At 60.9% G+C, this 13722-nt stretch carries 11 protein-coding genes; 9 read left to right on the top strand and 2 right to left on the bottom strand.

Annotated elements, in window-relative coordinates:
- Positions 1-296 precede the first annotated feature (296 nt).
- The 7 genes from NDK18_RS00935 to NDK18_RS00905 all read left to right on the top strand — a co-directional run bounded on the left by NDK18_RS00935 (position 297) and on the right by NDK18_RS00905 (position 11081).
- A complete protein-coding gene (locus NDK18_RS00935; protein WP_250626823.1) occupies positions 297-1472 on the top strand; it encodes an ABC transporter substrate-binding protein in 1176 nt (391 codons plus the stop codon).
- Positions 1473-1485: 13 nt separating this feature from the next.
- A complete protein-coding gene (locus NDK18_RS19380) occupies positions 1486-5142 on the top strand; it encodes a response regulator (protein ID WP_250626822.1) in 3657 nt (1218 codons plus the stop codon).
- On the top strand, positions 5139-7298 hold the full coding sequence (locus NDK18_RS00925) for a two-component system response regulator (protein ID WP_250626821.1): 2160 nt from the start codon (positions 5139-5141) through the stop codon (positions 7296-7298). The genes NDK18_RS19380 and NDK18_RS00925 overlap by 4 nt, the downstream gene beginning before the upstream one ends.
- 86 nt (positions 7299-7384) lie before the next feature.
- Entirely contained in the window at positions 7385-7864 is a 480-nt protein-coding gene (locus tag NDK18_RS00920) for an SRPBCC domain-containing protein (protein ID WP_250626820.1), read from the top strand.
- Positions 7861-8181: an ArsR/SmtB family transcription factor gene (locus NDK18_RS00915; protein ID WP_250622945.1), complete on the top strand. Its 321-nt coding sequence runs from the start codon at positions 7861-7863 to the stop codon at positions 8179-8181. The genes NDK18_RS00920 and NDK18_RS00915 overlap by 4 nt, the downstream gene beginning before the upstream one ends.
- A 163-nt stretch (positions 8182-8344) precedes the next feature.
- Positions 8345-9949, top strand: coding sequence for an MBL fold metallo-hydrolase (locus tag NDK18_RS00910; protein WP_250626819.1), 1605 nt, complete (start codon positions 8345-8347; stop codon positions 9947-9949).
- Positions 9939-11081, top strand: coding sequence for a WD40/YVTN/BNR-like repeat-containing protein (locus NDK18_RS00905; protein ID WP_250626818.1), 1143 nt, complete (start codon positions 9939-9941; stop codon positions 11079-11081). Before NDK18_RS00910 ends, NDK18_RS00905 begins: the two co-directional genes overlap by 11 nt.
- Before the next feature lie 25 nt (positions 11082-11106).
- On the opposite strand, the gene NDK18_RS00900 is transcribed toward NDK18_RS00905, so the two are convergent.
- Positions 11107-11583: a lipocalin family protein gene (locus NDK18_RS00900; RefSeq protein WP_250626817.1), complete on the bottom strand. Its 477-nt coding sequence runs from the start codon at positions 11581-11583 to the stop codon at positions 11107-11109.
- A gap of 163 nt (positions 11584-11746) precedes the next feature.
- On the opposite strand from NDK18_RS00900, the gene NDK18_RS00895 reads away from it, so the two are divergent.
- On the top strand, positions 11747-12352 hold the full coding sequence (locus tag NDK18_RS00895) for a flavodoxin family protein (protein WP_250622949.1): 606 nt from the start codon (positions 11747-11749) through the stop codon (positions 12350-12352).
- A gap of 16 nt (positions 12353-12368) precedes the next feature.
- Here the strand turns inward: NDK18_RS00895 and NDK18_RS00890 are convergent, their stop codons facing one another.
- Positions 12369-13259 (bottom strand): LysR family transcriptional regulator, encoded by an 891-nt coding sequence (locus NDK18_RS00890; protein ID WP_250626816.1) that lies wholly within the window; start codon positions 13257-13259, stop codon positions 12369-12371.
- A gap of 158 nt (positions 13260-13417) precedes the next feature.
- Here NDK18_RS00890 and NDK18_RS00885 point away from each other — a divergent pair, with 158 nt between their 5' ends.
- On the top strand, positions 13418-13717 hold the full coding sequence (locus NDK18_RS00885) for an antibiotic biosynthesis monooxygenase family protein (protein ID WP_250622951.1): 300 nt from the start codon (positions 13418-13420) through the stop codon (positions 13715-13717).
- Positions 13718-13722: the final 5 nt, after the last annotated feature.

The raw sequence follows: 13722 nt of genomic DNA, 5'->3' as shown, positions 1-13722 counted from the left end.
CTACTTCGACCTCATGCTTCTTGGTCACGACAAACACCAGCGCGGGGTTCTGCGGCGGTGCCAACGCGGAGTTATTGCCATAGCTGAACAAATCGTCGAAGGACGATGCTAGCCACGTTGTCATCCAGGCAGGCGAGCGACCGGGTCGAATGTTGTCATGCCGAATTGGCGCATTGGGGCCAGCTCTGCCCGGTTTCACGCGGCAGCGACATCTCCGTCTTTGACAGGACTAGGATTGCTTACTCGCACCCCGGGGAAGTACGCACCACTGACCGTAACGGACGACAGGAAAAATCATGCTCAGAACGATTGCAGCCGCTTTGGTGATGAGTATGGTGTTCCTGGTTCCGGCCTGGGCCGCCGATCAGGGGCTGACCGAGTCACGGATTCGCCTGGGAATGGTCAATGCCCAGACAGGCGCGGCGTCCGGTCTCGGTCAGGGAATGCGTTCCGGTGCCATGGCGGTCTTCGCCGATATCAACGCCAACGGCGGCATCCACGGGCGGCAGATCGACCTCCTGGTCGACGACGACACCTACGAGCCTGACAAGGCAATCGACGCGACGCTGAAAATGATCGAAGGCGAAAAGGTCTTCGCCTTGTTCGGTTTTGTTGGCACGCCTACCGCGAACGCGGTACTGCCGATCGTCAAGGAGACGAAGACGCCGCTGATCGGCGTGTTCTCCGGTGCGATGGTGCTTCGCCAGCCGGTTATTCCGGAGGTCTTCAATATCCGCGCCAGTTACGATGACGAGTTGGACGTGCTGGTGACACGCTTTCTCGAAGACAGGGGCGCCAAGCGATTCGCCGTTTTTTACCAGGACGACAGCTTCGGCCTGGCGGGCCTGCATGGAGCGGAAAGGGCGTTAAAGCGGCATGGCTTGGAGGTTGTCGCCAAAGCCGCTTTCCAGCGCGGAACGAACGCGGTCAATGGTGGACTGGCGACCCTGATCGGCACCGACCCGGATGTCGTGATCATGGTCGGCCCCTACGCGCCGCTTTCCGCTTTCATTGCAAGTGCCAGGGAACAGAAGCTGAAGGCGAGTCTCGCGACGGTGTCTTTCGTTGGCACCGACAATCTCGTGAAACTGGTCGGCGCGACAGGCAACGGCGTGGTCATATCCCAGGTCGTGCCTTTCCCCGGCGACCACAGCCTTCCGCTCGTCCAGCAATGCGAGGCGCTGCTGGCGAAACAGGTCCCTCGACAGGACCTGGGCTTCGTCAATTTCGAAGGTTGCATCACGGCCAAGGTACTGGCGATGGCATTGGACAAGGCGGGCCCGGCGCTAACGCGTGCCGGTATGGTCGAGGCACTTGAATCGATGCGCGACCGGGATCTGGGCGGCATCCGGGTGAGTTTCACCCCACAAAGTCATCAGGCATCGACGGCGGTGTTCCTGACCATGATAGCCAACGGGAAAATTACCGCGATCAAGACGATACCCAGGCTGACCGATCTCACTGCGCGATAGGAATCGAGGTGTTGTGCGCATCAAGACAAAACTGATTGCCGGCACGGCAGTGCTTCTGCTCGGTATGATGGCGATCGCTGCGGCCAGCCTGATCGCGCTGAAGGACGTCGCCTCGAGCGTGGACAGGCTCACCGGCGAGTCAGTGCCGTTCCAGTTGGCGACCAACGAACTGGTTCGTGCGACGGAAAAGCTGTCGAGTGACTTCCTGAGACTGGGCACGTCTCAGGACACGAGCCAGCAGAAGCAGTTTTCGGCTGTCATCGACGCGCATATCGCGACCATCGACACCATCACCACCGACATTCGTCGGATGGGTCAGCAGGATGACGACTTCAAGCCACTGAAGTTCAAGGATATGCAGCGCCTCATGGACAAGGCGGTAAGCGCACGACTGAGCGACACGGACATCTTTCGATCCGAATCCGTCGACGTCAACGATTCGTTACACAAGATGGACTACGCGCTTCGTGTCATCGGGGCGCATATCGATGCGCTCAATACGCGCGCCGAAGCCGTGGTTTCCGAAGCGCAGCGGGAGAGCTCGGCCTCCGGCGATGCCACGAAGCGACTGACCGACATACGGTCGCACGTCAAGGACATGATCATTATCGTCGGAGAAATCCAGTCGGTGACGAACCGGTACCGACTATCCCCACTGAAGGAACGCATGGCGGCCGCCGCTGGTGCCGTGGAGAACCTGGACCATGGGCCCGCCGAGGTCAGCGTCACCAGGCAATTGCAGGGAGTCGTGTCGACGATAGCGATCAACGCGCTTGGCGACGATGGCCTGATCGCCATGCGCGCGCAGATGTTCCTTCCCGGTGGCTCGGATACGAAATACCTGGCGGTGAAGGAAAAAGTTCTTGCCGACCTCAATTCGGTGATTGGTCGCATCTCCGAAGAAATCGACGCAATCGACCTGCGTGTCATGAACGATCGCCGTGCGCTCGCAACGGCCAACCTGTTCCTGCAGGGCGCCGATCAGGTCAAGCGCGCCGGATCGAAGCTGACCGTCGACATTCTGGAGCTGCACAACAATGTCGCGGCACTGACGAGCAGCGAATCGATCGACGAACTACACATGCGGGAAGCCGGCGTAAGAATGGAAAACGCCGAATTGCGGGCGAATGGCGCCCTGTTGACGTCGGCGCTGCTCAAGACAGCGCAAACCAAGTCCGTCACGGACGCGAAGGAAATCAACGACTTCATCGCCACCGTCGAAAGCGCGACGGAACGCATCGTTACGGCGAAATACCGTGCGCTAGTCAGCGACAGCGCGTTGCGAGGCATCGTCGAGCGCGTCACGGCCATGTCCGACCAGCAGGTTCACTACGGGGACGTGCGCATCAGGCGAATCAGTGAGCAGCAGCGCGCCGTCGTATCGAAGGTGCAGCGGTCCGTGGGGCAGTCGTTCGCGCTCATTCTGGGGACTTCGTCGCTGCTGGTCCTTGTCGGGCTCGTCGCCAACACCAAGCTGGGTACCACCATCATTCGTCCGATCACCGGCCTGTCCGGTACGATCGAACGGATCCGCAGTGGCAGGAATCTGTCGCTGCGCGTACCCGAGCGCGGTGCCGGCGAAATCGGAGCCCTGATCGACGGCTTCAACGCCATGCTTGAGACCATCGAGCAGAGCGACACGCAACTGAAGCTTGCCACCAAGGAGGCGGAGGCCGCGACCATCGCCAAGTCGGAGTTCCTGGCCAAGATGAGCCACGAAATCCGCACGCCGATGAATGGCGTGCTGGGCACGACCGAGCTTTTGCTGCTGACCGAGCTGACCCCGAAACAGCGACGTTTCGTCGATACGGCACACCGTTCGGGTGAAGCACTACTGACGATTATCGACGACATTCTCGACTTCTCGAAGATCGAGGCGGGAAAAATGAATCTGGAACACATTCCGTTCGATTTGCGTCGGCTCATCGACGACACCATGACATTGATGAGCCACAGCGCCACTCGCAAGGGTCTGAGCCTCGTCTTCAACATGGCGGAAGACGTACCGGACCGATACTGCGGTGCCCCAGGCCGGCTGAGGCAGATTCTCACCAATCTGGTCAGCAACGCGATCAAGTTCACCGAACGCGGCGAGGTTGTCGTCGAGGTGCGCCACGAGGGGGAGGATACCGTGTGTATGTCGGTGTCCGACACAGGCATCGGTATCGCACCGGAGGTGGCCGCTGCATTGTTCCAGCCTTTCCGGCAGGCCGATAGCTCGACCTCGCGCAAGTACGGTGGCACGGGACTGGGTCTTGCCATTTCCCGGCAGCTGGCCGAACTCATGGGAGGGACGCTTACCTTGCAGACGGATCCGGGGAAGGGCTCGACTTTTTTGGCATCGTTCCACCTGGAACAGCCGACCGACGATGTAGAGCCCCAGCTTCCCGTGGTACCTACTTCACTCGCGGGCATGAGCATGCTGGTGGTCGACGACGACGAAACGGATCGGAGCATCCTGGTGGAATACGGTGCCGAGTGGAACATGGTTGTCACCAGTGCACGCAACGGCGTCGATGCCCTGGAAAAACTCCGTGCCGCGGCGGCGGAGGGCAAATACTTCGACGTTGCGCTGGTCGACATGAGGATGCCGGTGATGGATGGCATTTCGCTGGCCGCGGCGATCAGGGCCGACCCCGTGCTTTCGCCGTTGAAGATCGTGATGCTCTCCTCATTCGATACGGCCGACAGCAGCAGCCTTGCCAGTGAGCTGGGTGTCGAGCAGTGTCTGAGCAGGCCCCTGCGCGGTGTCGATCTGTATGCGAGCCTTGCCGCCGCGATCGGTTTCGGAACCCCCGGCGCCACGGCGTCCGCACTCCCGACTGCCACCGCCTCCACTGCCCCCACCGCCTCCACCGCCGACGCCAGGCCTTCACAGAGCGTTCGGGTCCTGCTGGCCGAGGACAACTTAGTCAACCAGGAGATCGCCCTGGCGATGCTCGACGACACCGAGTACGGCATCACCCTGGCCGAAAACGGGCTCGAGGCATTGAAGGCCACGGAGACGGGCGATTTCGACGTCGTCCTGATGGATTGCCAGATGCCCGAAATGGACGGCTTCGAGGCGAGCACCGAGCTGCGGCGGCGGGAAGCGGAAACGGGCTCGCGCCGTCTACCCATCATCGGGCTGACCGCAAACGCCGGTGCCGGCTCCAGGGAGAATTGCCTGGATGCGGGCATGGACGATTACGTGTCCAAGCCGTTCCGTCGCAATGTCCTGCTGGCAGCCCTCGCGAAGTGGACGCAGTCCGTACCGGCGGATCGCGCGAGCCCGCAAAAAGCGGAGGTCGCCGCGCCGGCGCCGGACATGCCAGAGGCAGATCCGTTGGACGCCGAGGCCCTGCAGGCGCTCAGGGACCTGCAACGGCCCGGTCGGCCGGACGTGCTGACCCGTGTCATCGACCTGTTCTCGCTCGACGCTCCTCGACTGGTCGCGGCCATGCTCGAAGCCGTCAAATCCAACGATGCCGATGCCTTGCGGCGAGCGGCACACACACTGAAGTCGACCAGTGCGAATGTCGGCGCCGTCTCGCTCTCAACCAACTGCCGTGAGATAGAGCAGCTCGCGCGCTCCACGGAAGTCGTCGCGGCAGGGACGCGGGTCGACGATGCCACGAAGGAACTCGGTCGCGTTCTGGCGATGCTTGCACTTGAAAGGACCGTAACATGACCATCAAAATCCATGAATTTCCGTCCGTCCTCATCGTGGACGACGACCCGATGACGCGCATGCTGGTCGTTGAGGCGCTGGAGCCGGAAGGTTTTGTCGTGCTTGAGGCCGACAGCGGCCTGGAGGGCATAGAGGCCTTCAACCGTCACAAGCCCGACATCATCCTGCTGGACGTTAGCATGCCAGGCATGGACGGATTCGAGTGCTGCCGGCGCATTCGCCGGTTATCCGGTGGCGAGCGTGTACCGGTGGTGGTTCTCACTGGCAACGATGACGACGAGTCGATTACCAGCGCCTTCGAGGCCGGCGCGACCGATTTCGTTTCCAAGCCGATGCGCTGGAAGCTACTGAGCTATCGCGTGCGATACCTGCTACGCTCCCGCGCCGCGCTCGAGGCACTCGCCAGCAGCGAAGCCAGCCTGGCTTTTGCCCAGCAGTTGGCCCATGTTGGCAACTGGGAGTACGGCGTTGCCACCGCCGACGGCTCATGGTCCCCTGAGTTGTACCGGATATTGGGACTGGATGAGAGCACCGATGTCCCGACCCATGAGTCGCTGATGCTATGCGTGCCCGACGAGGAACGTTCGCCCTTGCTGCGTTCGCTCATGAGCTTGCGTACCGACGGTACCCGGTTCGGACTGGAACATCGTATCGTGCACCGGGACGGTAGCGAGCGATTCGTCTTTCACCAGGCCGAGGCAACCCGCGACCAGGGCAAGATCGTATCGCTGCGCGGGACGGTGCAGGACATCACCGAGCGCAAGATGCACGAGGCACAGATCGAGTTCCTGGCCAACCACGATGCACTCACCGGCTTGCCGAATCGCAACCTGCTGAGCGATCGCATCGCGCAGGCCATCGCCCGCGCGCAGCGCGACAACCGGCGTGTCGGGGTGATGATCCTCGACCTGGACCGGTTCAAGTTCATCAACGACAACTTCGGCCATCAAGTCGGCGACGGGTTGCTCAAGGCGGTGGCGGCGCGATTGCGCGCTACCGTGCGCGAAGTCGATACCGTGGCGCGCCTGGGAGGCGACGAGTTCGTCATCGTGCTGTCGTCGATGGCACATCCGGGCGACAGCGAAATAGCCGCGCAGAAAATCCTCGATGCGTTCGTCCCGCCCATCCTGATGGAAGGGCACGAGTTGCATGTGACGACCAGTATTGGCATCAGCGTTTTTCCGGAGGACGGCTTCAACGCCGAGGTGCTTCTCAAGACCTCCGATGCCGCGCTATTCATCGCCAAGGACAAGGGAAGAAACTGCTTTCAGTTGTACACCTCCCAGATGGGTGTCCAGGTCGAGGAGCAGGCCGAGCTGGTCAATGCGCTTACCCAAGCCGTGGTGCGGAACGAACTGGAAATCCACTACCAGCCGAAAGTGGATCTCAAGAGCGGAGCGGTCAGCGGCGTGGAGGCCTTGCTGCGCTGGCGGCGGCCGGGTATCGGCCTGATCGCGCCGGACATCTTCATTCCCCTGGCAGAGTTGACGGGTCTCATCATTCCGATCGGTGAGTGGGTGTTGCGAACGGCGTGCATCCAGGCCAAGGCCTGGCACGATGCAGGCCATATCGGCCTGACCATGGCGGTTAACATCTCGGCACGACAGTTTCGGTTGAACAATGTGCAGGACCTGGTTCGTTCAGCGCTTGCCGACAGCGGGCTGCATGCGGCGTTCCTGGAGCTGGAATTGACCGAGAGCGTGCTCATGCACGATAAGGAAGCTGCGGTGAAAGCGCTGCAGCAACTGAAGGAAATCGGTGTTGTGCTGACATTGGACGACTTCGGGACGGGCTACTCAAGCCTTTCCTATCTGAAGGAGTTCCCGATCGACGTGATCAAGATCGACAAGTCGTTCATCAGCGACGTGGCCAGCAGCGTTGACGGTGCGTCGCTTACCCGGTCCATCATTTCCATGGCCGAATCCCTGCACATGATCACAGTCGCCGAGGGCGTGGAGACGGAGGAGCAGTTGAGCTTTTTGAATATCAATCGTTGCGACAGGATGCAGGGCCACTACTTCAGCCGACCGTTGCCAGCCGGCGAAATGAATGCATTGCTTGGGGCCAGGACGCGCCTTCCATGGGACAGTTGCCGCCGCGTTTCGCCTCACCGGATCCCCGATCCAGCCGAAGTTTCGCCTGTCACGGCGCAGTGATACCGAACACCGAAGTATGGACTTGACTAATTCCTTCGTCCGCTAGATACTGAAGCCACGACTTCACTTAATGCGGAGGAAGCGCCATGCTCGAACCCACCGTCATCCACGACACCTTCGTGCTTGAACGTACCTATCCCGCTTCCGTCGAGCGGGTATTCGCCTTTCTTTCCGACCCGGCCAAAAAGCGCCAGTGGTATGCGCGCAGCGAGGCTTCTGCTGAGGCGAGCTTCGAAATGGACTTTCGCGAAGGCGGGATCGAACGCAGCAGCTACCGGATGGACGAACGCACGCCGTTTCCTGGCGAGGTCCTCGCCAATGAAGGGACTTATCAGGACATCGTGCCGGGCGAGCGCGTCGTGCTGGCCACCAGCATGACCCTGGCCGGCCGGCGCATCTCGTGTAGCCTGATCACGGTTGAGCTCGCGGGGTCGGACGGCGGAACGAAGATGACGCTTACCCATCAGGCGGCCTTTTTTGAAGGCTCGGGGGGACCTGATATGCGCAAGGGCGGCTGGGAGCAGCTACTGAACCGGTTTGACGAGGCGCTGGCGGGATTGGGATGAACCTGGACATCGATCGCGTCTTTCAGGCGCTGGGTGACCCGACGCGTCGGGCGATCCTCGATTGCCTGTCGCTGGGGCCTCAGTCGGTCTCCAGGCTGGCCGAGCCCCTGGGCGTCACCATCACCGCCATCGGCCAGCACCTGCAAGTGCTGGAGGAGACGGGCTTCGTCCGCACGGACAAAGTGGGCCGAGTACGAAGCTGCCGCCTGGAGAGCGCGGGGTTCAAAGCCGTTGAGCAATGGGCCACCGAACATCGCACAGCGTGGGAGCGGAGGTTGGACACGCTGGGCAGGTTGCTGGTGGAAGACACCGACTGACGCCGTCAATGAGTTTTGTTTAATTTGGTTGACGCACGCACGGTCATGTCCCTGCCGAAAGACACTCCACCTGACGTGACTTTTCGCATGCGGAAGCAGTGAACTGACCCGACTAGCATGCGCGAGCTTGCCCCGGTCTTAGGGGTGTCGTTGAGGCTCAACCATGACTTACCGCTTCAAGCGGCGTGTGCCTTGTCTCTCCCTCTCTGTTTTCATCGCCTTGGTGTTGGCGACGCCATCCATGGCGACGGATACGCCTTCCGATGGCGATGCTGTGAGTGGCCTGGGGCACCCAGGTTGCGATGGCCTTTCCGCAAAATCCTGCGTGCAGCTGGCGATCGATGCGATGGGCGGAGAGCAACGACTTCGGGGCATCCATAGCGAGAGTTATGAAACCATTGGGCACACCGTCCTGTCCGAGCAGTCGTATCGACAACAGCCGTTCATCACATCTTATGAGCGCGACAAGGTCAGCGTGGATTTGGACCAGCAGCGCGAACTGCGCGATGCCCATGTGACGTGGCCGGAGTCGGATCCCCATGGATCGGATATCGACGTCACCCTGGTTGCGACGGCACAAGGCGGCGTCTATCGCAGCAAGCAGGGCCAATCACCGGTTTCCCTTGCCGACCTCGACGATGCGAAGGACGTCTTTGGCCTGGGGCCGGAGCGGCTTCTGCTAAACGCCCTGGCCGCACGGGATCTGCAGTATGCGCCATCGAAATGGCTGCGCTCGACGCCTCATGCCGTGGTGCAATTTACCTATCTTGGCACGCAGGTAAGCGTGCTGCTCAACGCGCACAACCACCTGCCGGATGCACTTGAACGTACACGCACCTTCAACGACTTCTGGTATGCCTTCGGTGACATCAGGCAGCGCATCTACTTCGATAACTGGAACGTGGTGCAGGGCGTGGTTTTCCCGACCAATCGCATCGATTGGCGCAACGGTATCTGGTACTCCTCCACCCAGATCCTGAACCCGGCATTCAACGGCGCCGTGGATCCGGCGCAGTTCGCGATGGACCCCGCAGTGGCGGCCAAGAGCCTCGAATCGAAGGGCTGGAAGCGTGAATTCAGCGACAAGAAGCGCGTGGAGCTGGCGCCGGGCATCGAGCTTTTCCAGGGATCCTGGAACACCACGCTGATCAAGCAAGACGACGGCGTTCTCGTCCTGGAGGCGCCCATTTCCAGTAGCTACGTCCATGGCATCCTGGACAAGGTGCGCAGCGAATATCCGGGCGTGCCGATCAAGGGTGTCCTGAGCACTTCCGATTCATGGCCGCATATGGCGGGCGTGAGGCAGGCTGTTGCCGAAGGCGTTCCCGTGTACATCCTCGATCTGAACAAGCCGTTGCTCGATCGCCTTGTCAGTTCACCGCATAGCCTGAAACCCGATGACTTGCAGTCCCATCCCAAGAAGCCGCAGTGGACTGTGGTGGCGGGCCGCCTGGAGATAGGCCACGGTGCCAATCAGGTGGTGGTGTATCCGCTGCGCGGTGCGGCTACGGAGCGGCAGTACATGGTGTACTTCCCGAAGCAGAAGCTGCTTTATGCCAGCGACACGCTGGTCTTGAACGCCGACAACACGCTCTACGATCCGGAATTGATGGTTGAGGTCTCGCAGGCGGTGACGCGCGAGCATCTGGATGTCAACTCCGTGTACGCCATGCATCAGGGGCCAACGCCGTGGGCTCAGGTACGCCAACTTGTTGAACAGGCGATGTCGCCAGCCGCTGCGCACAAGGATGCTTCCCATGCTTCATGATCTTCGTCGCGCCGTACTGGCGAGCGCGCTTTTGTTGGCCGGTAGCCAGGCCATGGCCGCCGATGTGGTGCTGTCGCCTAGCCCCGGAAGCCATTGGCAGAAGTTATCGGCGGAGCCTTATAAGGGAAAGCAGGACGACATCTATTTCGTCGACGACAACCTTGGGTTCTATGTCAACGGCAAGGGCAACATCTTCCGTAGCGCCGATGGCGGAAAAACCTGGCAGAACATGCTCAAGCAGCCTGGCACGTACTTTCGCGCGATCGGCATGGTGGACTCGCAGAACGGCATTGCCGGCAATATCGGCACCGATTATTTCCCCGGGGTCACCGACAGCACGCCACTGTATGAGACCCACGACGGCGGCGATCACTGGAAGGCCGTGGCCAATCTGCCCGGTCCGCCGGTAAAAGGCATTTGCGCCATCGATGTGTTGCACGAAGGCCGTGATCTCTCCGGGACGATTATCGATGCCGCCGGACGCGTGGGTGGCCCGGCGCGCTTGCTGCGCTCGACCGATGGCGGCAAGACATGGAAGAACATCGACATGACACCCTGGCTGGCCATGATCACGGACGTCAAGTTCTTCGACGCCAAGCATGGTTTCATCTTTGGCGGCACGGACGCCGATACGGACAAGTCGCACGGCGTGATCGTAGCCACGCAGGATGGCGGTGCGCATTGGACCCGGGTGTACGAGTCGTCGCGCGGGTCGGAACTCATCTGGAAAGGCTTCTTCGGCTCCCGCCTTGTGGGCTACGCCACCCTTCAGAACTACGACACCAACCCCAAGGTGACGCAACGCCTGGTGATCAAGACCACGGACGGCGGGAAAACCTGGAAGGAAATTCCCCTGGTCGACGACAAGGAAGTGATGGAATTCGGCGCGGGCTTCGCCAACGCCGATGTCGGCTGGATCGGTACCAACAAGGGTGGCTTCGAAACCCATGATGGCGGTGCGCACTGGGAGCCGGTGGACATTGGCCGCTACGTGAACAAGTTCCGTATCCTGCCCGACAATCGACAGCACTTTGTCGCTTTCGCCATTGGATCTGACGTATACAAATACACCAGCGAAGCGATGCCTGCTTCGCCGGCTTCCTCGGGCGCCGTACACATTGACAAGCCTTGAGGCGCAGCAACAAGGGCAGCGCCGCTCAGTCGAGTGGCGCTGCCATCACCAGCTTATGTACGGGGTAACCTCGCTGGGCGGCGCGTTCGCGGATGGCCCCGAATAGGTCCTTCGACATCGTTGGTGCCCGGGAAAGGACCCATAGATACTTGCGGAAGGGGCTGCCCGCCACGGCCCATTGGTAGTCTGGGTCGACCTCCAACACCCAATAGTCCGCCCATACCCAAGGCAGCCAACCCAGCCAGCCTGGAGCGAAGCGCACCTTCAGTGCTCCAGCTGTCCCGCTGCTGGCGGGGCGCGCTACACCTTCGGCTGATTCCACGTTGCCATCGTGCATGCGACAGGCATTGACCACGCGGATTTGTCCGTTCGCCAGGCGACTATAGGTGGCGGTGATGTGATCCTTGCATTTGCGCTGGAAGAACATCGGCAAGTGCGCAATCTCGTGCCAATGTCCTAAATAGCGCTCGAGGTCGAGTTCGGCCACAGGAAGGTTGGGCATGGACGTTGCGCTCATAGTGAGCAGCAGGATTTCACGAAGGTCGTGAAGCTGGGGTCCGTGGCAACGCTGCCGTTCCGTTCACACCGACGGCGGGAGATATTCACTTGGGCATGGCGAGCGCGCATGCAAACTGCGCCTTGCTGCCACGCATGAGGCTTTATTGATGTCCCTGAAAGCCGTCGGATTGAACTGCACGCTCAAGGCGTCTCCTTCACCTTCGTCCACCCAGAAGCTGCTCGACGAAGTGCTTGATGCCTTAAAAGGCCGTGGCGTAGAGACCACATCCATACGGCTGGCCGATCATGACATCAAGCCCGGTGTGACCGCCGACGAAGGGGAGGGCGATGCATGGCCCGACATTCGTCGGCAGATCTATGATGCGCATATCCTGATTGTCGGTACGCCGATATGGATGGGCCAGCCCAGCAGCGTGGTCAAGCGCGCGATGGAGCGCCTGGATGCGGTGTTCGATGAAGCGCAGGACGATGGCCGCTATCCGACCTATGGCAAGGTGGCAGGGGTGGTCGTCGTGGGCAACGAAGACGGCGCACATCATGTCAGCGCCGAGCTTTACCAGGCCCTGGCCGATGTGGGTTTCACCATTCCCGCCGGGAGCTCCGCGTACTGGGTGGGCGAGGCGATGGGCAGCAAGAACTATATCGACCTGCCGAAGACGCCTGAGAAGGTGAACGAGACCGTGCAGACACTGGCACGGCACTGCTTCCATTTGGCGGGCTTATTGGATCGGCATCCCTATCCGGCCCCATAGCGCAAGTTAGACGGCATCATCGGGATTTGGCAGCTCGTGAGCCCTGCACCGCGGTCTCGACGATTTCACGGAAGACCCGCATCAGCGGGTCGTGCTCCGTGCGTTCGTGCCACGCGAGCTTGATGGCAATGTTCAATTGCGGAGCTGAGACTGTGAGCTTTGCAATGCCGAAGGCTTTACTGAAGCGTGCAACGAACCTTTCCGGTAGCGTGGCGACGAAGTCTGTTTCAGCGACGATGGCGGCAGCGGCGGTAAAGCTTGGCACGATCAGTGCCACATCACGGTCGATTCCCCGCTGGGCGTAGGCGGACGCCAACCCGCGGTAACCACGGCCAGGCGCAACCTGGACATCGACATGGCGCAGTTCGCCGAGCGACCGCTTGGAGATGGTGGTGCCGGCAAGTGGATGCCCAAGGCGTGCGACGAGCGTCGCGCGCTCCTTGTAGAGCGCCTTCATCTGGATGCCCGGCGTGTTGTCGTCGAGCGCCGCGATCGCCAGATCGATCTCTGTGCCTGAAAGGCCGCCGGAGGATAATAACGTGTCGATCCCGACCACCTGCAGGCGCGCCAGCGGCATCTTGCTGGCGAAATCCGATGCCAGGCGCGGACCCTGGACGAGTTGGCCAGCATCCGCAATAGCCAGTGTGAACTGTCGCGTGGTGGAAGACGGATCCGGGGTTTCGCCCTGGATCGCATGGCCGAGGTCTTCCAGGATGCGATGAAGCTCTGCCGCCAGGGCCGCGGCACGTGGCGTTGGGACGATTCCCCTTCCGCTTCGGACGACCAGCGGATCGTTCAGGGTGACGCGCAGCCGCGCCAGCGCGTTGCTGACGGCAGATGGTGTCACGTGAAGCCGGCGCGCGGCTTTCGCCACGCTGCGCTCGGCAAGCACCGTTTCCAGCACCACGAGCAGGTTCAGATCGAGCTTCGATAACCTCATGATTGGTGAGTATACAGGTCACGAATCATCACTTGTGAAGATGAAACGGTCACCCTACGATCCGGTGCACGAACCTGATGCAGGTTCCACCCCGTACGACGTGACATCAAACCAGGAGTCAAGCAATGAAGCCCGTGACCGTGATCAACCACCTTGCGATCAAACCCGGAAATATGGACGAATTCATCGACGCACAGCAGAGGTTTGTCACGGCGTTACCGTCGTGTGGGCTTATCGGGGGTCGCATGTACAGGAGTGTCGACGGGCAGTCTGCCGTATTGGTCAGCACGTTTGAGTCGAAGGAGGCGCAGGAAGAGCTTTTGCAGCGCGCCGAGTTCAAGGAGCACATCCGGAACCTGCAGGCTTTTGTCGAGTCGTCGAGCCCGGTTTTCTACGACGAGGCTTATACGACTGGAGCTTTCTAAGCCCG

The organism is Pinirhizobacter soli (assembly GCF_015905305.1).
GTDB lineage: Bacteria > Pseudomonadota > Gammaproteobacteria > Xanthomonadales > Rhodanobacteraceae > Pinirhizobacter > Pinirhizobacter soli.
Note: the sequence above shows the minus strand (reverse complement) of the source record. Positions and strands in the feature narration are given on the sequence as shown.